The following is a 22,097-nucleotide window of genomic DNA, read 5'->3' on the forward strand; positions in this document are numbered from 1 at the left end:
AGGGGCGGCCGGACGCTCGGCAGGCCGGCGTTCGTCCCGAGTCCCGTGCCGGGTCTCAGTGGCGGCGGCGCTTGTCGACCTCGGTGCGCACCTTGGTCGCAGCAGCCTTGAGCCGCTCCTGGTTCTCCGGTTTCCGGGCCTCGTCGTAGACCTTCTTGGCGACTCCGGCCAGCACGGCGGCCCGCATGATCTTCATGCCGCTCAGCGTACGTAACCGCCCCAACGGCGCGCCGCGACGAACCTGCCTGAGATTCGGGTGCCGGCCTGGTTTCAACGCGGAGTGAGGCGGGAAGAGAGCAGACGTTTGTTCTCGTCCCGAGGGAGATCCGATGAAGAAGACGATGCGGACCATCGCATCAGCGCTCGCCACAGCGCTCGTGGTGGGCATGATGAGCTTCGCGCTCACGACCACGACCGCGTCACCTGCTCAGGCGGCGGTGACCGTGCCGACCGGGTGGGTCAACGTGAAGTACACCGGCGGAGTGCGCACCCACGGCAGCGTGTTCCGCGTGGTCGGCAACTGGGTGTGGGCCTACGAGGATCAGGGCGGCGGCGTTCCGGTCGGCTCCGTCTACCTGCAGTTCCGGCCGTCCGGTTCGGCCGCCTGGAAGAACGTGGCGGTCGACAGGACCCCGAACAACTTCGACCTGCGCCAGCGGGTCAACCTCCCCGGTGTCCACCGGCTCTACTACACCGGCGGCCGCGATGCCAAGGGCACCTACTACGCGCGACGCGCGACCGGCGCCTTCGCCTCGATGCCGGTGAAGCGGAAGATCACCGTGAAGCTGAAGAAGCGGGCCTTCAAGGTGAGCGGCAAGGTGTCGCCGAACTACAAGCGCAAGCCGGTCTTCCTGGTCAAGGTGAAGGGCCCCAAGGCCACCAAGGGCCGCAAGGTCGCGAAGGTCCGCACCAACCGGCACGGCCGCTACACGGTCAAGCTCCCCAAGCGCTCCCGCACCACCTACTACCGTCTCTGGACCCCGCGCAAGGGCGACTACGTCCGCGGCTTCAGCGACAAGTGGATCAAGACCTGGCGCACCTACCGTCGTCCGGTCGCGGGTGCCGGCGGCTCTGCCGACGTCCTCCAGTCGGGCGGCGCGACCACGTCGTCCCTGGCCGAGTGGCGCGTCGAGTCCCCGGTCGCCGGCCGCAGGCTGAGCGGCTCGGTGGCACCCACCACCCTCCGGTGACCTTCGGGAACAGCTGAACGCAACGGGGCCCCTGCCACACGGCGGGGCCCCGTCGCTGCTCGTACCCGGCTCGCGGTCGCCGACCACGACAGGTTCGCCCGCGCCCACTAGAGTGGTGGTTCGCCTGTCGCCCACCGATCAGAAGGACCAATCACAGCCCGATGGACGGCTATCAAAGTAGCCTGCTGCTGCTTCTCCTGGCCCTGTTCCTTGTACTCGCCTGCGGCGTGTTCGTCGCCGCCGAGTTCGCCCTCGTCACCGTCGACCGCACCAAGGTCGCCCAGGACGCCGAAGCGGGTGAGCCGGGGGCGCAGCGACTACAACGTTCGCTGCGCAACCTCTCGACCCAGCTCTCCGGCGCCCAGGTCGGCATCACGGTGACCAACCTGGGGATCGGCTGGCTCGCCGAACCGGCGATCTCCACGCTGATCGCACCACCACTGGACGCACTCGGTGTCCCGGGCAGCGCGGTGACACCGATCGCGGTCACCCTCGGTCTGGTGATCTCGACCGCGATCACGATGATCTTCGGCGAGCTCGTGCCCAAGAACATCGCCCTCTCCCTCCCGATGCGCACGGCGCACGGCACGATGGGCGCGCTGTGGTACTTCACCAGCGCGATCAAGGCCCCGATCGCCCTGCTCAACAACTCGGCCAACGCCCTGGTCCGACGGCTGGGGGTCGAGCCCCAGGAGGAGCTCCGGTCGGCCCGGTCCTCGACCGAGCTGGCCTCACTGATCCAGCACTCCGCCGACGAGGGCACCCTGGACGCCGACACCGCGGAGCTGATGGAGCGCTCGGTGGAGTTCGGCACCCGCACGGCGGGGGAGATCATGACCCCGCGGGTGCGCACCATGAGCCTCGAGGCGAACGACCGGGCCGAGCGGGTGATCGAGCTGGCCCGCCGTACCGGCCACTCCCGCTTCCCCGTCCTGGCCGACGACGACACCGTGGTCGGCACCGTGCACGTGAAGAACGCCGTCGGCCTGGCGATGCACGAGCGGTCCACGGTGAAGGTCAAGCACCTGATGGCCAAGCCCGTCCTGGTGCCCGACTCGCTGCGGCTCGACCCGCTCCTGGCGCTGCTGCGCCGCGAGAGCTTCCAGATGGCGATCGTGCTGGACGAGTACGGCGGCCACGCCGGCATCGTCACCCTCGAGGACGTCATCGAGGAGATCGTCGGCGACATCGCCGATGAGCACGACTCGATGTCGGCCCAGGCCAGGCTGCGCCGCGACGGCAGCTGGTCGCTCTCCGGCCTGCTGCGACCCGACGAGGTGGAGGACCTGACCGGGGTGGACCTGCCGGAGAGCGAGGACTACGACACCATCGCCGGACTGGTCCTGGCCGTCCTCGGCCGGATCCCGCAGCGCGGGGACATCGCCGAGGTCGCAGTCCCCGACCGGAGCGACCCGGAGGAGCCTCGGGAGCGGCTGGTCACCCTGACCGTCGACCATATGGACGGCCGCCGGGTGGATCGGATCAGTCTGCGCCTGCTCGGACCGCTGGACGCGGCCCTCGCGGGTGAGAAGGCGGAGGTGGAGCGATGAGCAACGCCTTCTCCCTGGTCGCCGGCGTCGTGCTGCTGCTGCTCAATGCCTTCTTCGTGGGGGCCGAGTTCGCGCTGGTCTCCGCCCGCCGCAGCCAGATCGAACCCCGCGCACAGCAGGGGTCACGTCTGGCCAAGATCACCCTCCGGGCGATGGAGCACGTGTCCTTGATGATGGCCGGCGCGCAGTTGGGCATCACGGTGTGCTCGGTGCTGCTCGGTGCCGTTGCCGAGCCCGCGCTCGCGCACCTGCTGGAGCCGGTGCTGCACCTGCTGCACGTCCCCTCCGACCTGCTCCACCCGATCGCGTTCGTGATCGCGATGTCCTGCGTCGTCTACCTGCACGTGGTGCTCGGGGAGATGGTCCCGAAGAACATCGCCATCGCGGGTCCCGAGCGGGCCGCGCTGGTGCTGGGTCCGGCCATGTACGGCGTCGTGATCGCGCTCAAGCCGGTGATCGTGGCCTTCAACATGATCGCCAACGGCTGTCTGCGGCTGATGCGGATCGAGCCGAAGGACGAGGTCGCCGCGACGTACACACGCGAGGAGGTGGCCGCGCTGGTGGAGGAGTCGCACGGTGAGGGTCTGATCGCCGCGGACGAGTACGACCGCCTCGCGGGCGCACTCGGGTTCACCGAGAAGACCGTCGACACGGTGCTGCTCGAGCGGGATTCCCTCGCGACCATCCGTCGCGGCTCCACCGGTGCGGACGTCGAGTCCCTGTGCGCGGCCACCGGATTCTCCCGGTTCCCCGTCGTCGACGGGGACGACCTGGTGGGATACCTGCACATCAAGGACGTGCTCGAGCCCGATGACGAGCGGCGTCGCCGTCCCGTCGAGGACAAGTGGGTCCGCGCGTTCGCGACGGTGACCCTCGACACCCAACTGCATGAGGCCCTCGAGATCCTGCAGCGACGGGGGGCACACCTCGCGCGAGTGGTCGACAAGGATGGTCATACCGTCGGGCTCGCCACCCTCGAGGACGTCATCGAGGAGCTCGTGGGTGAGATCCGTGACGCGGCACATGCCGAGGAGCCCGTCTGAGCGCCTGAGAACTCCGGATTCTGAGGCCTCCGGAGCTACGCTGGTCGGGTCGGCCAGTACGTCGGCACTTCAGCGTGCGCGCAGACCAAGGAGTGTTTCACCCCGTGCCGGAGTCAGTGACAGCCACCTCGGGTGAGTCGGGAGGGGAACCGTCCCCGACCTCCGCGCGTACGTCGCGGGTGTGGACCATCCCCAACCTGCTCAGTGCCCTGCGACTGGCCGGGGTGCCGGTCTTCCTGTGGCTGGTGCTGGGACCCGAGGCCGACGGCTGGGCGCTGCTGCTCCTGGTGGTCTCCGGGATCACTGACTGGCTCGATGGCTGGCTCGCCCGCCGGCTCGGGCAGACCTCGAAGCTCGGCATGTTGCTCGACCCCGTTGCCGACCGGCTCTACATCCTGGCGGTCGTGGTGGGGCTGGCTCTGCGCGACGTCATCCCGTGGTGGGTGGCCGTGCTCCTGCCGCTGCGTGACCTGCTCATGATCGGGCTGGTGCCGCTGCTGCGTACCCGCGGCTACAACTCGCTGCCGGTGCACTTCCTCGGCAAGGCGGGCACCTTCAACCTGCTCTACGCGTTCCCCCTGCTGCTCCTCGGCGACGGTGGCGGGGTCGTGGCCACCCTGGCCAACGTCTTCGGCTGGGCATTCGCCGTCTGGGGCATCGGTCTGTACTGGTGGGCCGGCCTGCTCTATGTATGGCAGGTGCGCCAACTGCTGGCCACGACGTCCCGCGATGCCGGGGACGCCGCCACTGAGACCTCCGGCTCCGACGCCGACTCCGATGCCTCTGCCGAGGCCGAGCGTTGACGCCCGAGGAACCCGGCAGACACGACGGGCCGGGCGAGGTCCTCGACCAGGTGCACCAACCGCTGCTCGACCGGATCACGCGGGGAGCCCTGGACGAGGACTACCAGCACGTCGCGGAGCGGAAGCGGGCCAGGCAGGCCGCCGGCATCGGTCCGAAACGGGAGCGGTCCCCGCTGGCCCGTAGGGGCGTGTTCACCGCGGTCGTGGTGGGGGCCTTCGGTGTGCTCGCCTCGGTGTCCGCCGTGCAGACGGCGGAGAACGCCGACGTGGCCAGTGCGAGCCGCGCCACCCTGATCGACCGGATCACGTCCGTGCGCAGCACCGTGGACGACCAGCAGGGCGACATCTCCACGGTCCGTGCGGCCAACACCGCCCTCACCGGCAGCAACGACGAGGTTCGGTCGGAGACGACGAGGATGACCTCCCGCGCCGACACGCTGGCGACCGAGACCGGTTTCGAGGAGATGCGTGGCGACGGCGTCGTGGCGGTGGTCGACGACGCACCCGGTGGGGGAGACGGACTCGTCCGCGACCGGGATCTGCGGCTGCTGGTCAACGGGTTGTGGGAGGCGGGCGCGCGAGGGATCGCCATCAACGGGCAGCGGGTCACCTCGCTCAGCGCGCTGCGCAACTCGTGGCAGGCGGTCCGGATCAACGACGTCTCCCTCTCTCCGCCGTACCGAGTGAGCGCGGTCGGTGACCAGGACGTCCTTCAGGCACGCTTCGCCGAGACCACCTCCGGACTGCGGTTCCAAGACCTCACCACCCAGCTCGGGATGCCCTACTCGATGGACAACGCCGACGGACTGGAACTGCCCGCTGCGCCCGATCGCGTGCTCGATCTGCGTAAGGTGCGGCTCGGAGGGGCAGAAGACTCCAAACACCCAGTCGACAACGAGGAGAGCCCGTGATCGCCGCCATCGGACTCGTCGTCGGGATCGTCCTGGGCGTCATCTTCCAGCCGGACGTGCCCATCGGCCTCGAGCCCTATCTCCCCATCGCGGTGGTGGCCGCCCTCGACGCAGTGTTCGGCGGCCTCCGCGCCTTCCTGGAGGGGATCTTCGACGACAAGGTCTTCGTCGTCTCGTTCATCTCCAATGTGGTCATCGCTGCGGGCATCGTCTACCTCGGCGACAAGCTGGGGGTGGGAGCCCAGCTCTCCACCGGCGTCATCGTCGTGCTCGGCATCCGTATCTTCTCCAACGTCGCCGCGATCCGGCGCCACATCTTCCATGCCTGAGGCCAACGAGCCCGAGTCGACCTCCGCACCCGAGCCGACCTCTGGACCGGGGTCGACCTCTGGGGTCGAGCCGACCACCGCACCCGAGCCGACCACCGCACCCGAGCCGACCACCGGGCCGAGTGGTGAGCTGAGTGGTGAGCTGAGTGGTGAGCCGAGCAACAGGACGGACCCGGCGTCCGAATCGGCGACCGAACCCGAGGGTCGGCCCGCCGGGGACAACCAGCCGGGCGAGGAAGATTCAGGTGCCCGGACCCGGATGGTCGACGCGGTCCGGCATCCCCGGCGGAGCCAGGTGGTGGTCGGGGTGCTCCTGGCGGCGCTCGGCTTCGCGGCGGTGACCCAGGTCAACACCACCGAGGAGGACGACACCTACGCCGGCGCGCGGCAGCAGGAACTGATCGACGTGCTGAACGCGCTCACGGTGACCGGCCAGAAGCAGCAGGAGCAGCTGGAGGACCTCGAGAGCACCCGTGATGAGCTCCGCGAAGACACCACCCGTAACCAGGCCGCGCTGGACCAGGCACGGGATCAGGTCCAGACCCTCAACATCCTCGCGGGGCGGGTTCCGGTCACCGGTCCGGGGATCAGGATCACGATCACCGAAGAGGGGGATCAGGTCGACGTCGACGACTTCATCGACCTGATCCAGGAGCTCCGCTCCATCGGGGCAGAGGCGATCGAGGTGAACGACGAGGTGCGCCTGGTCGCCCAGTCCTCCTTCGAGCAGGCCGCCGGCGGCCTGCTGGTGGACGGCACGCTGGTGGAACCGCCGTACGTCATCGAGGCGATCGGCGAGCCCAGTACCTTGGCCGGCGCCGTGACCTTCGCCCGCGGGCCGCAGGACGCCTTCGAGTCCGATGGCGCCACCGTCGAGGTGACCGAGCAGCAGGAGATCGAGATCGAGAGCGTGGTCCAGGGGCCGGAGGACTGAACCCCCTCCGGGCAGTAAAGTGTGGCCGCAGCCGATCGCCGTACAGGTGATCGGGCCCAGACCAGCGATCGACGAGGAGATTCGACGTGTACCCCGAGGACCTGAGCTACACCTCCGAGCACGAATGGGTGCGCACCCCCGGCGAGCAGGACGGCTCGGTGCGCATCGGCATCACCCACTACGCCCAGGACGCGCTCGGTGACATCGTGTATGTCTCCCTGCCCGAGATCGGTCAGACCGTGACCGCGGGGGAGACCTGCGGCGAGCTGGAGTCGACCAAGTCGGTCTCTGACCTGTACGCGCCGGTCACCGGCGAGGTCGTCGCACGCAACGACGCTCTCGACGAGCAGCCCGAGCTCGTCAACGACGAGCCGTACGCCGCCGGCTGGCTCTTCGAGGTCGTGCCGAGCGTTCCGGCTCAGCTCGACGAGCTGATGGACTCGGTCGCCTACCAGGGTTCGCTCGAGGGCTGACCGGGTCGTCGCGTCGCCCTCACCCGCCAGGGGTGAGGGCGACAGATGCAGCCGCCGGACTGATAGGTTCGCTGCATCCGTCAATCTCATCTGGAGGGTAAGGAGCAGGCATGCCGTTCTGCACCGCGTGTGGGAGTCAGAATCCCGACGATGCTCGGTTCTGCGCGCAGTGCGGCACGCGACTCGTGACCATCGAGCCGCCGCGCCCAGCCGTCAGCGATGCCACCGCCACCATCTCGGTGGGCAACGAGAAGATCGAGACGGGGGAGCGCTCGCTCAACCCGGTCGACGCAGCCGCGGTCGACGCGCTGCCGGTGGGGCACGCCCTGCTGGTGGTGCAGCGCGGCCCGGACGCCGGAAGCCGGTTCCTGCTCGACCAGCCGATCGTGCACGCCGGGCGGCACCCGGACACCGAGATCTTCCTGGACGACGTGACCGTCTCCCGTCATCACGCCGAGTTCCACCGCTCCGCCGAGGGGTTCTCCGTGCGTGACGTGGGGAGCCTCAACGGCACCTACGTCAATCGTGACCGGATCGACGAGGTGGCGCTCACCGACGGCGACGAGGTCCAGATCGGCAAGTACCGCCTGGTGTTCTACGCCGGTCACGAGGGCTGAAGCCGATGGCGGCCAGCACTGCTGCCACGGGGGGCTCGGCCGCCCTCCTCAACATCGGTCAGGTCCTCGAGATCCTGCGCCCGGACTTCCCTGGCGTGACGATCCCCAAGATCCGGTTCCTCGAGGACAAGGGGCTGATCAAGCCCCAGCGCACCCCGGCCGGCTACCGCAAGTTCAGTCACGCCGACGTCGAGCGGCTGCGCTACATCCTCCGCGTGCAGCGCGACCACTATCTGCCGCTCAAGGTGATCGGCGAGCACCTGGACGCGATGGACCGCGGCATGGAGCCGCCGCCGCTGCAACCGGTCGTGCCCACCGTCCCCGAGGTCGTCCTCGCCGCCGACGGGATGCCCGGCAAGGAGTCCTTCCAGCGGCGCGACGACCTGCGCGTCTCCCGGCGTGAGCTGATCAAGATCGCCGAGGTGAGCGAGGAGCTCCTGACCGAGCTGGAACAACACGGCCTGGTGACCGCGCTGCGCACCGGGCACTACGACACCGATGCGCTGGTGATCGCACGCGCGGCCCGGGAACTGGGCGAGTACGGCATCGAGCCCCGGCACCTGCGGTCCTTCCGCACCGCCGCGGACCGCGAGGTCGGACTGATCGAGCAGGTCGTCATGCCGCACCGCAGAGCCAGCGACGCCGCCGCGTCGGCGCGGGCGGAGGAGACCGCCAGCGAGGTGGCCGCACTGGCCGTCCGGTTGCACGCCACCTTGATCAAGGCGGGTCTGCGGCGGCGCTGAGCCTCGCTGACCCCGCCGCACGCAGTCCTCGTGCGGCCTCGGACTCGGAGTAGGGTGGAAATGTGCGCGAAGTCGATGTGATGGGCGTCCGGGTCGAGATGCCTTCCAACAGCCCGATCGTGCTCCTGCGTGAGTCCGGCGGGGAGCGCTACCTCCCCATCTGGATCGGGGCGGTGGAGGCGACCGCGATCGCGTTCGCCCAGCAGGGCGTCGTACCTCCGCGGCCGCTCACGCACGACCTGCTCAAGGATGTTCTCGAGGCCACCGGCAACGAGCTCCTCGAGGTCCAGATCACCAACGTCACCGACGGGGTCTTCTACGCCACCCTGGTGCTCTCCTCCGGCGCCGAGGTCAGCGCCCGGCCCTCCGACTCCATCGCGCTGGCGCTGCGCACCGGCACCCGGATCGTGTGTGCCGACGACGTCCTCGACGAGGCCGGCCTCGCGGTCCCTGCCGAGCAGGAGGACGAGGTGGAGAAGTTCCGGGAGTTCCTCGACCACGTCTCACCCGAGGACTTCGACGCCCACTGACCCGAGCCGGCGGCCCGCCGGTCAGGTCGCAGGCTGCGTGGCTCGCGAGGGTTTCTCGGTCCTGACCGCCCGAGCGTGGCGGCGTACGTCTGCGCCGACCCGACCGCTGGTCCACACCGAGTCCACGTCCGTGAACGACCGAGCCGGTCCGGCCCATCCAGGCAACTCACCGGGTACGGGACGCGGTGGCGATGGTCACGGTGTCGCTGCGGGCCACGGCGGGGCGTCAGTCGACGGGGGCGACACGCCGCCGCGCTCGTTGACCGACCCCGACCGCACATCTACCTTGAAGTGTCTCCGGTGTAACTCCACCGCTGCACTTCGGTCGCGGCCCTTCCCCCTCAGGAGTTACGCTCAACGGAGTAGACCACGGAGGACCGCGTGAACGAGCACGAGCAGGAGGCTGCCGAGGCAGCTCTGGCCGCGCACCAGGCGGAGGAGCAGGGGCTGCTCTTCACCGATGATGTATCCCCTCTGCCCCGAGACGCCGGCTACCGCGGTCCCACCGCGTGCAACGTCGCCGGCATCACCTATCGCCAGCTCGACTACTGGGCACGCACCGGGCTGGTCGAGCCCAGTGTCCGCGGTGCGACCGGATCAGGCACCCAGCGGCTGTACTCCTTCCGCGACATCCTCATCCTGAAGGTGATCAAGCGGCTGCTCGATGCCGGGATCTCCCTCCAGCAGATCCGCGGTGCGGTCACGCACCTGCGTGAGCGCGGCACCGACGACCTCACCCGGGTGACCCTCATGAGCGACGGCGCCTCGGTCTACGAGTGCACCAGCAACGACGAGGTCATCGACCTGCTCCAGGGTGGGCAGGGCGTCTTCGGGATCGCCATCGGAGGAGTCTGGCGGGAGATCGAGGGCACCCTCTCCGATCTGCCGAGCGAACGCACCGACACCGCGGCCGCCGCCGACCAGAACGACGAGCTCGCCGCCCGACGCGCCGCTCGTACGGCCGGCTGAGCCGCCGCCGCACGAGCCATTCGGCCCCGATCCCCACCAGGATCGGGGCCGCGTCGCGTCCGGAGCGGGACTGTTCCGAGGAGGACCCGTGGACGCGGACACGGCGTTCCGGAGCCCCGGGCAGTATGCTGGGTCTCGCTGTACATCCCGCGTGGGAGAGCTCCGAGGAGATCGTGCGGAGCGCCGAAGGGGCAATTCCTCCCCGGAATCTCTCAGGCAACGCGACCATGTGGGCCAGGCAACTCTGAAGCCATGTCGAAAGGCCATGTCGCCGGACTGGTGTGTGTGACAGAGGGGGAGGGACCGACCCGTCCGCATCCCCAGGAGCATCCGTGTCAGACTCCCCGTCGCTCTCCGAGCTCGACGCAGTCGCCCAGTTCGCCCGCCGCCACGTCGGCCTGACCGAGCAGGCGCAGCAGAGGATGCTGGGCGTCCTCGGCTACGACAGCATCGGTGCCCTCATGGACGCCGCGGTCCCGGGCGGCATCAAGTCGGCCGACACCCTCGACCTGCCCTCGCCGATCTCGGAGAGCGCCGTCGCCGCGCTCGCGCGGGAGTTGGCCGGCCAGAACAAGCCGGGGGAGACCCTGATCGGCCTCGGCTACTACGGCACCGTCACCCCGCCGGTGATCCGACGCAACGTGCTCGAGGACCCGAGCTGGTACACCGCCTACACGCCGTACCAGCCGGAGATCTCCCAGGGCCGCCTCGAGGCGCTGATCAACTTCCAGACGATGGTCGGTGACCTGACCGGTCTCCCGACCGCCAACGCCTCGCTGCTCGACGAAGGCACCGCCGCCGCCGAGGCGATGACGCTGGTGCGGCGCGCCAACAAGTCGGCGAGCGGCCCGTTCGTCCTCGACGCCGACGCCCTTCCCCAGACCATCGAGGTGGTGCGCACCCGCGCCGAGGCGATGGGTATCGACGTCGTGGTCGCCGACCTGACCCAGGGGCTGCCGGACGGCGACCTGTGCGGTGTCCTCGTGCAGTACCCCGGTGCCTCCGGACGGGTCCTCGACCCCCGCGCGGTGATCGAGGAGACCCACGCTCGCGGAGCACAGGCCGTGGTCGCCGCCGACCTGCTCGCCCTCGCCCTGCTCGAAGCGCCCGGCGCACTCGGCGCCGATGTCGTGGTCGGCACGACCCAGCGCTTCGGCGTCCCGCTCTTCTACGGCGGTCCGCACGCCGGCTACATGGCCGTGCGCGAGGGGCTGGAGCGACACCTCCCCGGTCGCCTGGTCGGCGTCTCCGTCGACTCGCAGGGCCGCCCGGCGTACCGCCTGGCGCTGCAGACCCGCGAACAGCACATCCGCCGTGACAAGGCGACCTCCAACATCTGCACCGCCCAGGTCCTGCTCGCGGTCGTTGCCAGCATGTACGCCGTCTACCACGGCCCGGAGGGCATCCGCGACATCGCCTACCGCACTCACCGGTACGCCGCCGTCCTGGCCGGTGCGCTGCGCGCGGCCGGGCTCGAGGTGGCGCACGAGGAGTTCTTCGACACCCTGACGGTGCGCGTCGCCGGCCGGGCTGCCGAGGTCGTGGCCGCCGCTCGCTCGCTCGGTCTGCACCTTCGGTCCGTCGACGCGGACACGGTGGGCATCTCCACCTCGGAGACCACCACCCGGTCGACCTTGAGCGCGCTGCTCCGTGCCTTCGGCGTCGAAGCCGATCTCGACGAGGTCGACCGGACCACCGCGGACGCGCTGCCCGGCGCGCTGCGGCGCAGCACCGACTTCCTCACCCACGAGGTCTTCCACAGCCACCGCAGCGAGACCCAGATGCTGCGTTACCTGCGCACACTCTCCGACCGCGACTACGGCCTCGACCGCGGCATGATCCCGCTCGGTTCGTGCACGATGAAGCTCAACGCCACCGCCGAGATGGAGCCGATCTCGCTGCCCGGCTTCGCCGACCTCCACCCGTTCGTGCCGGCCGAGGACGCGCGCGGCTACGCCCGTCTGGTCGGGGAGCTGGAGGGCTGGCTCGCCGAGGTCACCGGGTACGACCGGGTCTCGATCCAGCCCAACGCCGGATCCCAGGGTGAGCTCGCCGGCCTGCTGGCCATCCGTGGCTACCACCGGGCCAACGGCGACACCCAGCGCGAGATCTGCCTGATCCCCGCCTCCGCGCACGGCACCAACGCCGCCTCGGCGGTCATGGCCGGCATGAAGGTGGTCGTCGTGAAGACCGCCGCGGACGGCACCGTGGACCTCGACCACCTGCGTTCCCTGTGTGACAAGCACGCCGAGACGCTCTCCGCGATCATGGTGACCTACCCGTCCACGCACGGTGCCTACGAGGACACCATCGGCGAACTGTGCGAGGTCGTGCACAGCCACGGCGGCCAGGTGTACGTCGACGGCGCCAACCTCAACGCCCTGCTCGGCTACGCCAAGCCCGGCGAGTTCGGTGGCGACGTCTCGCACCTGAACCTGCACAAGACCTTCTGCATCCCGCACGGTGGCGGCGGCCCCGGGGTCGGCCCGGTCGCCGTGCGCGCCCACCTGGCGCCGTACCTCCCCACCCACGGTCAGCACCCGAACCCCGAGCAGCAGACGGGGATCGGCCCGGTCAGCGCCGCGCCGTACGGGTCGGCCGGCATCCTGCCGATCTCCTGGGCCTACATCCGCCTGATGGGAGCGGCCGGACTGGTCGAGGCCACCGCCGCGGCGGTGCTCTCCGCCAACTACGTCGCCGCTCGCCTGCGCGAGCACTTCCCAGTGCTCTACACCGGACACGGCGGCCTGGTCGCCCACGAGTGCATCCTGGACCTGCGCCAGATCACCAAGGAGACCGGCGTCAGCGTCGACGATGTCGCCAAGCGGCTGATCGACTATGGCTTCCACGCGCCGACGATGTCCTTCCCCGTGGCCGGCACCCTGATGGTCGAGCCGACCGAGTCCGAGGACCTCGGCGAGATCGACCGGTTCATCGACGCGATGATCGCGATCAAGGGCGAGATCGACCGGGTCGGCGCCGGCGAGTGGAGTGTCGAGGAATCTCCGCTGCGCGGTGCTCCGCACACCACCCGCATGCTGGCCGGCGAGTGGGCCCGGGGCTACGACCGGGGGACCGCGGTGTTCCCGTCGGGTGTGGACGCCGACAAGTACTGGCCCCCGGTCGGCCGGATCGACAACACCTACGGCGACCGTAACCTGGTCTGCTCCTGCCCCTCCCCGGAGGCCTTCGCGGAGTGAGCCCCGGCCCGGGTCAGGGCCAGCCCGGATCCATCGATCCTGCGTCCGCAGCCGGCGCCGCCATCCGGCGGTGCCGGCTGCGGTGTCGCACCGCGATCGGCCTCAGACCCGTCGGCGCTCCGCCTTGCCGGCACATCCGTCCGGTGAACGCTCGCGACGGCGAAGATCGATGGACCCAGGCTCAGTCCGCGCGCACCTGAACGGTGGAGCCCGCCCGGGCCTTGCTCACCACCAGTTGGGCCGGGATGCGGTCGCGCATCTCGGCCACGTGGCTGACCACCCCGACCACCCGACCGCCATCGCGGAGCGCGTCGAGGGTGTCCATCACGTCGTCGAGCGTGTCAGCGTCGAGCGAGCCGAACCCCTCGTCGACGAAGAGGGTGTCGAGCTCGGCGCCCCCGGCTTCCTGCGTGATCACGTCGGCCAGTCCGAGGGCGAGGGCGAGAGAGACCACGAAGGTCTCACCGCCGGACAGGGTCGCCGGGTCTCGGGACTCACCCGACCAGTCGTCGCGGATCAGCAGGCTGAGCCCGCCGCGAGTGTCGCGCGCCCCGCGCTCGGCGGAGTGCTCCAGGCTGTAGCGCTGGTCGCTCATCCGCGCCAGTCGCTCGTTGGCGGCCGCGACCACCTGGGTGAGGCGGTAGGCGACGACGTAGGCGGCGAGCCGCATCTTCAGCCGGTTGTCGGGGTGCTTGCCCTCGACGAACTGCGAGACGGACTCGGCAAGCCGCAGCTCCCGCTGCAGGGGAGCCCAGCTGCCCAGCTCTCCTGCGAGGTCTCCGTGAAGCGCCCGGAGACGGCCGGCCCGCCTGCTGGTGCCTCGCGCCGCAGCGGCGCTGTCGTTGGCCCCCGCGAGGGCGGCGCGATGAGCCTCGCCCAGGTCATCGAGTGACGGGACCTCGGCGGCCAGCAGCTCGTCGGCGTCGGGCTCGGCCAGGACGGCCTCGGTGACCGCGAGGTCGCGGTCGTGCGCTCGGAGGCGCTGCTCCAACTCCTCCACCGTGCCGGCAGGGAGTGCCTGCCGGACCGCGTCGTCGACCGAGTCGAAGCCGGCCGAGGCACTCGCCTCCTCCACCGTGGCGGTGGCCGAGGCCAGGGCCGCGCGGGTGCGCTCAGCCTGTTCGAGCGCGGCGAGGTCGTCCTGCCGCTGCCGCACCTCGGCGCCCAAGGCCTCGGCCAGCCCGCCCAGCGTGTCGTGCTCGGTCTCCTCGAGCATCGCGGAGACGACCGCCTCGAGCCGGTCGCGCTGAGCCGTCACCGCGCGGGACTGCTCATGCAGCTTGGCAACCTCGACGCTGAGGTCGTTCAGCAGGGCACGCTGATCACTCTCGCGCTGCTCAGCGGCGGCCAGGTCGGCCCGGAGCTGGGGCAGCCGGGCAGCAGCGCTCCGCAGTTCGCGAAGCGTGGCCGTGAGGGACTCCCGGGTGTGCCCGGTGGCCTGCTCACGTGCGATGCGGAGGCGGGTGGTCTGCTCACCGAGCGTGAGACCCAGGACATGCTCCGCGGAGTTGGCGTCGTCGACCTCGTGCTGGGCGGCCCGTTCGGCGGCCGCATCGGCCGCCCCCTCGACCGGGGCGGCCTTCGCCGGATGCTCGGCCGACCCGCAGACCGGGCAGTCGGCTCCGACCGCGAGCCCACCCGCCAACTCGGCCGCCATGTGGTTGAGCCGCTCCTGCCGCACGTCGATCAGGCGCTCCCTGGCGGTGAGCACCCGCTCGCGAGCGGCCTGGTGCTCGGCATGGAGCGCCTCGACTCGCGGCCCCAGCTCGTCGGCCATCACCAGCGAATCCAGTCTCGCGGCGGTGGCCTCGACCTTGCCGTCCGCTTCGTGGCCCGCCTCCAGTTCCTGCCGCAGGGCTGCCACGGCGCCGGGGAGGCGCTCGCACTCGGCCCGGGCCGTGGCCCGGGCCTGCTCCGCCCCGGTCAACCGATCGGCGATGGTCGTCAGCTCGGCCCGGGTGCCGTCCAACTCCTGCTCCCGTGGGAGCAGACCTCGGACCGTGGTGAGCCGCTCGTTGAGCTCATCGATCGCGGTCCGCAGCTCGGCCCTGCTGATGGTCTGGCGCACGGCGGCAGTGGCGTCGCGGTGGGCCCGGCGGGCCTGCTCGGCGACCCGGGCGAGCGGCAGGACAGTGGCCGCCCGGTGCGCGGCGGCGAGCCGGGTGCGGATCTGGGCCATCTCGCTCGTGTGAGCCCCGAGTCGCTCATGGTCGTCCTGGGCCCGCAACACTCGGGCGCGTCGGGTGGCGAGCTGACGCGCGGCATCGAGGCGCTGGCGGGTGGCGACCTCGTGCTCGGCGGCCTCGACGCGATCGCGCTCCGCGGACTGAGCGGCCGCATCGGCGGCGCGGAGGGTCTCGGCGGACCAGACCTCGAGCGAACCGTCCTCGGCGGGGGCGGCGAGGTCGGCCGGATCCCAGGCCCCGGGAAGATCGGCGCCGGCGGTCTCGCTGACCCGGCTGACGACGTCGGCGAGGGTCTTGTGGGCGGAGTCCGAGCGGTGCCGCAGGTCGAGGCGATGCTCGCGCAGCCAGTGCTCCACCTCGGCGTAACGACGGGTGCGGAAGAGCCGCTGCAGCAACTCCTGTCGCTCCTCGGACTTCGCCCGCAGGAAGGCCTGGAAGCGGCCCTGGGGCAGCATCGCGACCTGGGTGAACTGGCTCAGGGTCATGCCGAGCAGTTCGGTGACCTGATGGCCCGCCTCGTCGAGTCGGGTGGAGAGGGTGCTCCATTCCCCGTCGACGCGCTCGGCCAGCACGACCGAGGCCTGCTGGGTCGTGGTGCCGGATCCGCGTTTCTTGGGCCGCTCCCAGGAGGGACTACGGGTGATGCGGAACCGACGGCCGGCCACGGTGGTCTCGAGCTCGACCCGCGGGGCCGCGCCCGGCGCGGCATGGTCGGACCGCAGCCGCTTGGCCATCGCCCGGTCGCCGGGGACATCGCCGTAGAGGGCGAAGCAGACGGCGTCCAGGACGCTGGTCTTGCCCGCGCCGGTGGGACCGGTGAAGAGGAAGAGCCCGGCGTCGGAGAGCCGATCGAAGTCGACCCGGACAGTCTCGGTGAAGGGCCCGAAGGCGGTGATCTCCACGGTGTGCAGGCGCATCAGAACAGGGTCTCCGCGTAGTCGTCGGCGGCGTCGGAGCGAGTGGGCGCGACGGCGTCGCGCTCCGGTGAAGGTGAACGCTCCAGGTCCGGTCCCCGCGACCCGGGCCCCGGCTCCGGCCCGACGGGACCCGGCGCCGTGGCTTCCTCGGAGTCACGATCCGCTACGGGAGCGGGAGAAGGTTCGGACGGCGACGTCGGCCCCGTGCCCTCGAGAGCATCGGACGGCTCAGCCTGGGGGCGCGCAGTTGGCGCAGAATCGGTGGATCCGGGCTCAGGGGCTGCGGCCGGGCCCGAGACGATGAGCGGGGCGACGGGCTCGTCGTCGCTGACCAGGTGATCGAGGTCAGGGTCCTCACAACACGCGTCGACGGCCAGGTCCAGCAGGGCGGCTTCGGCGGCGGAGGGAGCGGTGCCCCGCAGTTCGGTGACGAACTCACGGACCAGGTCGCGGTCACGGACCCGGTGGCCGAGCGTCGGCATCCGCCCGATTACGGGAGCAGTGGCCTCGAAGCCGAGCACCAGGGTGTGCGGGAAACGGCGGCGCAGCCGCTCCATGGCCTGCATCGGTCGCACCGGGTCGGTCAGCGTGGCCTGCACCCAGGACTGCTCGTGCCGGCCGAGCGCCGGGTCGGTGAGCAACGTCTCCAGCTCGCCGCGGAGGCGGGCCAGCGGGCGCGGCACCGGGGCCTCGATGAAGGCGGCCGAGGTGAGGCCCGAGGCGCCCAGCTCGACCAGCCAGGTGCCCTTGCGCTGATCGGCCTCGGAGAAGGAGTAGGCCAGCGGCGACCCGCTGTAACGGACCGTCTCGGTCAGGGTGTGCCGGCCGTGCAGATGGCCGAGCGCGGTGTAGGAGATGCCCTCGAACAGGGTGGTCGGCACGATCGAGACGCCACCGACGGAGATGTCACGCTCGGACTCCGAGGGCTCCGGGGCGGACTGACCGGCCACGAAGGCGTGCGCCAGCACGACCGACCGGGTGGCCCCGGAACGTCCCGCCAGGTCTGCTCGGACCCGTCGCATGGCCTCGCCCAGCGCGGCGGCGTGGGAGCGGACCGGCAACTGCCAGGGCTCCCGGACGGCGTCAGGGTCGAGGTAGGGGAGGCCGTGCACGGCCACCGGACCATGCTCATCCCCGAGCAACACCGGCCGCCCCACGCGGCCGGCGTCGGCACGGATGTAGACCCCTGCTGCGTCGATCAGCCGGGAGCTGAAGCCCAGTCGACGAGCGGAGTCGTGATTGCCGCTGGTGATCACCACCTGGGCCCGGGAGGCCGCCAGTCGGGCCAGCGCCTCGTCGGCCAACTGGACGGCGTCGACCGGGGGCAGGGCCCGGTCGTAGACGTCACCGGCGAGAACGACCAGATCCACCTGCTCCTGCTCGACCACGTCGAGCAGGTGGTCGACGAAGGCGGCCTGATGGACGAGCATGCCCTCCCGGTGGAAGGACCGCCCCAGGTGCCAGTCGGAGGTGTGCAGGATCCGCATACCCCTCAACCTAGGAGCGACCGCCGACAGTCTTGCTCACCCACGCCGAGACCCCCCATGTGACGCTGCCCGGCGACAGCCGTCCGATCCGTGCGGACCGGTCAGCGGCGCGCGATCCAGGAGTCCGCCACCCCCAGCAGTTGGCGGATTCCCGCGGGTACGGCGACTTCGGGGTCGGGCGCGAAGAACGGCGAGTGGTTGGCGTACACGCCCTCGGGCAGCCCGCCTCCCTGAGCCAGGGCGGTCAGGCCGTCGGTACCGAAGCGCTGGGCGGGCACGCCGCCGAAGTGCCAGAACACCGACGGGCACCCGATGCGCGTCCCGAACTCGCCGAAGTCCTCGCTCCCGGCCATCGGCGCGGGCAGCGTGAACACGGTCCGGCCGCTCCCACGCAGGCTCTCCATCACCCGCTCGGCCGCGGCCTCGTCGTTGACCGTCACGGGGAAGGGATTGAAAGCCTCCACCGTCGGCGGCTCGGGTGCCTCGGATGCCTCGGCCTCCGCACGTACGATTCGCTCCACCGCGGCGAGGGTCTTGGCCCGCGACTCGGGGGTGAAGGTGCGCAGGCTCATCAGCACCTCGGCCTGATCCGGGATGACGTTGGCCGCCTGGCCGGCGTTGACCGCCCCGGGCGTGAGCACGGGGGCGAGGGAGAGCGGGGCCTGCTGTGCCGAGTAGGTCTGCAGTCGCATGATGACGGCGGCGGCGAGGACCACGGGGCTGACCGCCCGCTCGGGCGAGGAGGCGTGGCCGCCGGCACCGTTCAGGGTGAGTCGGAGACTGTCCGAGGCCGCCATCAGGACGCCGGGCCGGGTGGCCACCACGCCACCGGGGAACGGGGCCACGTGCTGCCCCAGGCACACCTCGGGCGGCGGGATGAGATCGAGCAGACCGTCGTCCAGCATCGCGCGGGCGCCGCTGCCAACCTCCTCTGCGGGCTGGAAGACGGCGACGACGGTGCCGCTCCAGGCCTGTGGATTGGCGCTGAGCTGGGCGCAGGCGCCGAGGAGCGACGCGGTGTGTACGTCGTGGCCGCACGCGTGCATGACGCCCTGCTCCACCGAGGCGTAGGAGAGCCCGGTGGCCTCCGCCACGGGGAGCGCGTCCATGTCGGCGCGCAGCAGGATGGTCGGTCCCTCGCCGTTCTCGAGTACGCCGGCCACGCCGGTTCCGCCGATCCCCTCGGTGACCTGCCAGCCGGTCAGGGCGCGGAGCGTCTGTGCGACCACGGCGGCGGTGCGCGTCTCGGCGAAGGCCACCTCGGGGTGGCGGTGGAGGTCGCGATAGACCTCCTGCCAGTGCTCGAGACGATCCTCCAGCCCGAGGGTCAGGGCCGGGGACACGGTTTCAGAGGACGGCGGGGTCGACATCAGCGGGCTTCTCCTGGGTGAGTACGGATCCGGGTCGTACCACGAGGGCGGGCGTGGCCTTCGGGACGCAGAGCACTGGGGCGACAGCGATGACCGGTCCGGCCGGCAGCACCCACGATGCGCAGTGTAGGGAGGAGATCCATGGGTCCTCGGAGGAGGTCCGCCCGGCTGTGGGCATCGCCGACCCGCGAGGTCACGCGGTCGCGCCGTGACCTGATCCCGACCGTCGCGAAGCGGATGGGGCGGCTGCCCGACGGCGGGGGCCGACCGAAGGTCAGGCGCCGATGGTCGCGTTCGCGGCCGGGTAGGCCTCCCGGATGGCTTGCCGGACCCGGGTGTCGTCCGCGGCGTCGACCAGACGACGGTGCAGCGGCGGCGCGAGCGCGTCGTTCTCAAGGAGGGTCCGGACCCGGCCGAGTGTCTGCTGGTCATCGGCGGCGGTGGGGAAGTAGTCGGCCGCGGCGTCGGCCAGCACCCAACCCGAGCGCACCGCCACAGTGCCGGGCAGCTCTTGGAAGTACCGTCCGGCGTACTCCTGGGTCAGGTGCTCCTGGCCGTGCCGCCACATCCCGAGCCCCGCGGCCTGGAGTTCGTAGTTGGAGACCTCGACCTCGCCGGTGAATCGCGCCCAGGCATAGGCCTTGGCCTCGCCGTCGGGGAGCGAGGACAGCGCCCGGGTGAGCTCGATCCTGGACCGGTTGGTCGGCTCGGCCTCGTGTGCGGCGCGCAACTCGGTGCGGTCCACCTCACCGAGCACGGAGAGCCGCACCAGGATCCGCCACCGCAGGTCGAGGTCGACCTCGACCCCTGCGGGCGCGGACGCGAGCCAGCCGCGGAGAACGGCAGGGTCCGAACAGGAGTCCACCGCCGCCTGGAACGCGGCCAGTTGCAGGGTCGACCCGGGAGCAGAACCTTCGGTCTTGGCGAGTACGGCGGCGTGGACCCGATCGCGCGCGCCCGCAGGGGCAAGCGGGACGACGGCGCCGAGCACCCACGGGAGGGTGTAGAAGAGCGCGTCGTCGGAGTCCTCCACGCCGATCCCGGCCTCGAGCAGCCCGATGACGGCGGCCGGTGCCAGCCGGGCATGGCGGTAGGCACTGCGTAGGTGATTCCAGATCCCGGCGCGCAGCAGTGCGTCGTCGGTGCGCGGGAACAGGTCCGGGAGCGCGGCCACCGTCACCTCGTCGGGCTCGGCAACCGCGAAGGTGTCCTCGAACGGGTCGGGCAGGACGGCGTCCATGCCGGCGTCGAGCGGGATCCCCTCACCGGTCACGAGAACCCGCTCGGTCCGCCAGGACCCGCCCGGCTCGGCCCGGGCGATCCGGATCACGTGCTCGCGGTCAGCCGACTGCGCGCCCGGCGGTTCGCAGCGCAGCAGACCCGCGGGCCGGTCGAGGCGGATCGAGTCGGCCCCCGCGGTTCGCAGCCACGGTGCGGTGAAGGCGGCCAGGTCGGGGGCGCCGGCGAACTCCCAGGAGCCGAACAGGTCGTGCATCGTGGCGTTGCCGAACCGGTGGGTCTCGAAGTGGGCGATCACGCCCCTGAAGAAGACCTCGTCGCCGAGCCGGGCGTTGAGCTGCTTGAGGATGCTGGACCCCTTGGCGTAGGAGATCCCGTCGAAGTCCTGCAGGGCGCCGGAGGCATCGCTCGCACCGTTGCCGGCCACCGGGTGGGTGCTCGGCCGCTGGTCGGCGACCAGGCCCCACTGGCGCCGGGCGTAGGCGTTGTGGACCCAGGTGTCGGCGTACTCGGTGACGTCGGCGGTGACGCGGTTGCCCATGTATTCGGCGAAGGACTCGTTGAGCCACAGGTCGTCCCACCACTGCGGTGTGACCAGGTTGCCGAACCACTGGTGGGCCATCTCGTGGGCGATGGTGGTGGCGCGCTGGATGCGCTGCCCGCGGGTGACCTTGCTGCTGAAGATGAGGGGGTCCCGGAAGGTGACGCAGCCGGGGTTCTCCATCGCGCTGGCGTTGAACTCCGGCACGAACGCCTGGTGGTAGTCGCCGAACGGGTAGCGGATACCGAAGAGCCGGTGGAACTCGTCGAAGCACTGGCGGGTCAGGGTGAACAGCTCCTCGGCGTCCGCCTCCAGGTCGCCGGCGAGGCTGGCCCGTGCGCTGAGCGAGAGCGGGATGCCGTCGTGCTCCTCACGGATCAGGTGGTAGGGCCCGGCCACCAACGTCACGAAGTACGTCGAGAGCGGACGACTCCGCTCGAAGTGCCACTCGGTGCTGCCGTCGGCGCCCCGCTCGGTGGCGGCCAGCGGTGCGTTGCCGACCACCGACCAACCCTCGGGGGCGCGCACGTGGAGGGTGAACGGTGCCTTGAGGTCGGGCTGGTCGAAGCAGGCGAAGATGCTGGGGGCCGCGTCCATGAAGGACATCGCGTAGACGTAGGGGCGGTCGTCGGCCGGATCGAGGCTGCGGTGCAGCCCCTCGCCGTCGCGGCGGAACTCCATCGTGGCCCGTACGACGAACTCGTGCTCGCCCGGTCCGGCCGTGAATGCCACCCGCCCCCGGTCCAGCGCCTCGGCGCCGAGCTCGGTGCCGTCGAGCCGGAGCGAGTGCACGGTCGGCGCCTTGAGGTCGAGGAAGCTCGAGCCGCCGGCGCTGCGGAAACGGATGGTCGTGTGCGATTCGAAGGTGGCCTCGTCGGCGGCCAGGTCGAGGTGCACGTCGTAGTCGAGTACGTCGAGCAGGGCGGCACGGGCGGCTGCCTCGGCGCGCAGCAGGCTGGGATAGGTGGAGGGCACGCGGTCAGCGTAGGCGGCCGTCCCAGCGAGCGGAGTGTGCCCGGGCCGAGGTCACCGAGCCGGGTGAAGGCCCCCGAGCGACTCGGCCGG

The 22,097-nt window shown here is 70.9% G+C and carries 18 protein-coding genes and 1 riboswitch; of the genes, 13 read left to right on the plus strand and 5 right to left on the minus strand.

From position 1 onward, the window contains the following. Positions 1-55 precede the first annotated feature (55 nt). The gene (locus G515_RS23520; RefSeq protein ID WP_169570653.1) at positions 56-196 is read right to left on the minus strand and encodes a hypothetical protein; all 141 of its coding nucleotides are present in this window, start codon (positions 194-196) and stop codon (positions 56-58) included. Between the two features lie 133 nt (positions 197-329). Here G515_RS23520 and G515_RS0115155 point away from each other — a divergent pair, with 133 nt between their 5' ends. The 13 genes from G515_RS0115155 (at position 330) to gcvP (ending at position 13,292) form a co-directional block, all read left to right on the plus strand. Beyond that, positions 330-1,190: a hypothetical protein gene (locus G515_RS0115155; protein ID WP_028660817.1), complete on the plus strand. Its 861-nt coding sequence runs from the start codon at positions 330-332 to the stop codon at positions 1,188-1,190. 161 nt (positions 1,191-1,351) lie between these two features. Continuing rightward, complete coding sequence (locus G515_RS0115160; protein ID WP_028660818.1) at positions 1,352-2,740, plus strand: hemolysin family protein; 1,389 nt, start codon at positions 1,352-1,354, stop codon at positions 2,738-2,740. Then, on the plus strand, positions 2,737-3,783 hold the full coding sequence (locus tag G515_RS0115165; RefSeq protein ID WP_028660819.1) for a hemolysin family protein: 1,047 nt from the start codon (positions 2,737-2,739) through the stop codon (positions 3,781-3,783). The genes G515_RS0115160 and G515_RS0115165 overlap by 4 nt, the downstream gene beginning before the upstream one ends. A gap of 116 nt (positions 3,784-3,899) precedes the next feature. After that, entirely contained in the window at positions 3,900-4,586 is a 687-nt protein-coding gene (clsA, locus tag G515_RS21755; protein ID WP_084653636.1) for a cardiolipin synthase ClsA, read from the plus strand. Next, positions 4,583-5,497, plus strand: a complete 915-nt coding sequence (locus tag G515_RS0115175; RefSeq protein WP_028660820.1) for a DUF881 domain-containing protein — start codon at positions 4,583-4,585, stop codon at positions 5,495-5,497. Before clsA ends, G515_RS0115175 begins: the two co-directional genes overlap by 4 nt. Continuing rightward, positions 5,494-5,826: a small basic family protein gene (locus G515_RS0115180; RefSeq protein ID WP_028660821.1), complete on the plus strand. Its 333-nt coding sequence runs from the start codon at positions 5,494-5,496 to the stop codon at positions 5,824-5,826. The genes G515_RS0115175 and G515_RS0115180 overlap by 4 nt, the downstream gene beginning before the upstream one ends. Next, positions 5,819-6,760 carry a DUF881 domain-containing protein gene (locus tag G515_RS21760; protein WP_245565429.1) on the plus strand — a complete coding sequence of 314 codons (942 nt, stop codon included), beginning with the start codon at positions 5,819-5,821 and terminating at the stop codon, positions 6,758-6,760. The genes G515_RS0115180 and G515_RS21760 overlap by 8 nt, the downstream gene beginning before the upstream one ends. Positions 6,761-6,846: 86 nt before the next feature. Continuing rightward, positions 6,847-7,233, plus strand: coding sequence for a glycine cleavage system protein GcvH (gene gcvH / locus G515_RS0115190; protein ID WP_028660822.1), 387 nt, complete (start codon positions 6,847-6,849; stop codon positions 7,231-7,233). A 110-nt stretch (positions 7,234-7,343) separates the two neighbouring features. Further along, complete coding sequence (locus G515_RS0115195) at positions 7,344-7,850, plus strand: zinc-ribbon and FHA domain-containing protein (RefSeq protein ID WP_028660823.1); 507 nt, start codon at positions 7,344-7,346, stop codon at positions 7,848-7,850. 5 nt (positions 7,851-7,855) lie between these two features. Then, positions 7,856-8,593 carry a transcriptional regulator FtsR gene (gene ftsR, locus G515_RS0115200; protein ID WP_028660824.1) on the plus strand — a complete coding sequence of 246 codons (738 nt, stop codon included), beginning with the start codon at positions 7,856-7,858 and terminating at the stop codon, positions 8,591-8,593. Positions 8,594-8,655: 62 nt separating this feature from the next. Then, positions 8,656-9,123, plus strand: coding sequence for a bifunctional nuclease family protein (locus tag G515_RS0115205; RefSeq protein ID WP_028660825.1), 468 nt, complete (start codon positions 8,656-8,658; stop codon positions 9,121-9,123). A 381-nt stretch (positions 9,124-9,504) separates the two neighbouring features. Next, entirely contained in the window at positions 9,505-10,092 is a 588-nt protein-coding gene (locus tag G515_RS0115210) for a MerR family transcriptional regulator (RefSeq protein ID WP_028660826.1), read from the plus strand. Positions 10,093-10,234: 142 nt separating this feature from the next. After that, positions 10,235-10,330: riboswitch (glycine riboswitch) on the plus strand. 94 nt (positions 10,331-10,424) lie between these two features. Beyond that, positions 10,425-13,292: an aminomethyl-transferring glycine dehydrogenase gene (gene gcvP, locus G515_RS0115215; RefSeq protein WP_028660827.1), complete on the plus strand. Its 2,868-nt coding sequence runs from the start codon at positions 10,425-10,427 to the stop codon at positions 13,290-13,292. A 181-nt stretch (positions 13,293-13,473) separates the two neighbouring features. On the opposite strand, the gene G515_RS0115220 is transcribed toward gcvP, so the two are convergent. The 4 genes from G515_RS0115220 to pepN form a co-directional block, all read right to left on the minus strand. Next, positions 13,474-16,395: an AAA family ATPase gene (locus G515_RS0115220; RefSeq protein WP_028660828.1), complete on the minus strand. Its 2,922-nt coding sequence runs from the start codon at positions 16,393-16,395 to the stop codon at positions 13,474-13,476. Next, positions 16,395-17,882 carry an exonuclease SbcCD subunit D gene (locus G515_RS21765; protein ID WP_084653637.1) on the minus strand — a complete coding sequence of 496 codons (1,488 nt, stop codon included), beginning with the start codon at positions 17,880-17,882 and terminating at the stop codon, positions 16,395-16,397. The genes G515_RS0115220 and G515_RS21765 overlap by 1 nt, the downstream gene beginning before the upstream one ends. Before the next feature lie 101 nt (positions 17,883-17,983). Beyond that, positions 17,984-19,252: an amidohydrolase gene (locus G515_RS0115230; protein ID WP_051218462.1), complete on the minus strand. Its 1,269-nt coding sequence runs from the start codon at positions 19,250-19,252 to the stop codon at positions 17,984-17,986. 274 nt (positions 19,253-19,526) lie between these two features. Then, positions 19,527-22,007, minus strand: coding sequence for an aminopeptidase N (gene pepN / locus G515_RS0115240; protein WP_028660830.1), 2,481 nt, complete (start codon positions 22,005-22,007; stop codon positions 19,527-19,529). Positions 22,008-22,097: the final 90 nt, after the last annotated feature.

The sequence above is a fragment of the Nocardioides insulae DSM 17944 genome (assembly GCF_000422825.1).
Taxonomy (GTDB): domain Bacteria; phylum Actinomycetota; class Actinomycetes; order Propionibacteriales; family Nocardioidaceae; genus Nocardioides; species Nocardioides insulae.

Excerpts from the sequence above, each read along its gene's own strand:
- G515_RS23520 (WP_169570653.1), bottom strand. The coding sequence starts at position 196 with ATGAAGATCATGCGGGCCGCCGTGCTGGCCGGAGTCGCCAAGAAGGTC.
- G515_RS0115155 (WP_028660817.1), top strand. The coding sequence starts at position 330 with ATGAAGAAGACGATGCGGACCATCGCATCAGCGCTCGCCACAGCGCTC.
- G515_RS0115160 (WP_028660818.1), top strand. The coding sequence starts at position 1,352 with ATGGACGGCTATCAAAGTAGCCTGCTGCTGCTTCTCCTGGCCCTGTTC.
- G515_RS0115165 (WP_028660819.1), top strand. The coding sequence starts at position 2,737 with ATGAGCAACGCCTTCTCCCTGGTCGCCGGCGTCGTGCTGCTGCTGCTC.
- G515_RS21760 (WP_245565429.1), top strand. The coding sequence starts at position 5,819 with ATGCCTGAGGCCAACGAGCCCGAGTCGACCTCCGCACCCGAGCCGACC.
- G515_RS0115195 (WP_028660823.1), top strand. The coding sequence starts at position 7,344 with ATGCCGTTCTGCACCGCGTGTGGGAGTCAGAATCCCGACGATGCTCGG.
- ftsR (WP_028660824.1), top strand. The coding sequence starts at position 7,856 with ATGGCGGCCAGCACTGCTGCCACGGGGGGCTCGGCCGCCCTCCTCAAC.
- G515_RS0115220 (WP_028660828.1), bottom strand. The coding sequence starts at position 16,395 with ATGCGCCTGCACACCGTGGAGATCACCGCCTTCGGGCCCTTCACCGAG.
- G515_RS21765 (WP_084653637.1), bottom strand. The coding sequence starts at position 17,882 with ATGCGGATCCTGCACACCTCCGACTGGCACCTGGGGCGGTCCTTCCAC.
- G515_RS0115230 (WP_051218462.1), bottom strand. The coding sequence starts at position 19,252 with ATGTCGACCCCGCCGTCCTCTGAAACCGTGTCCCCGGCCCTGACCCTC.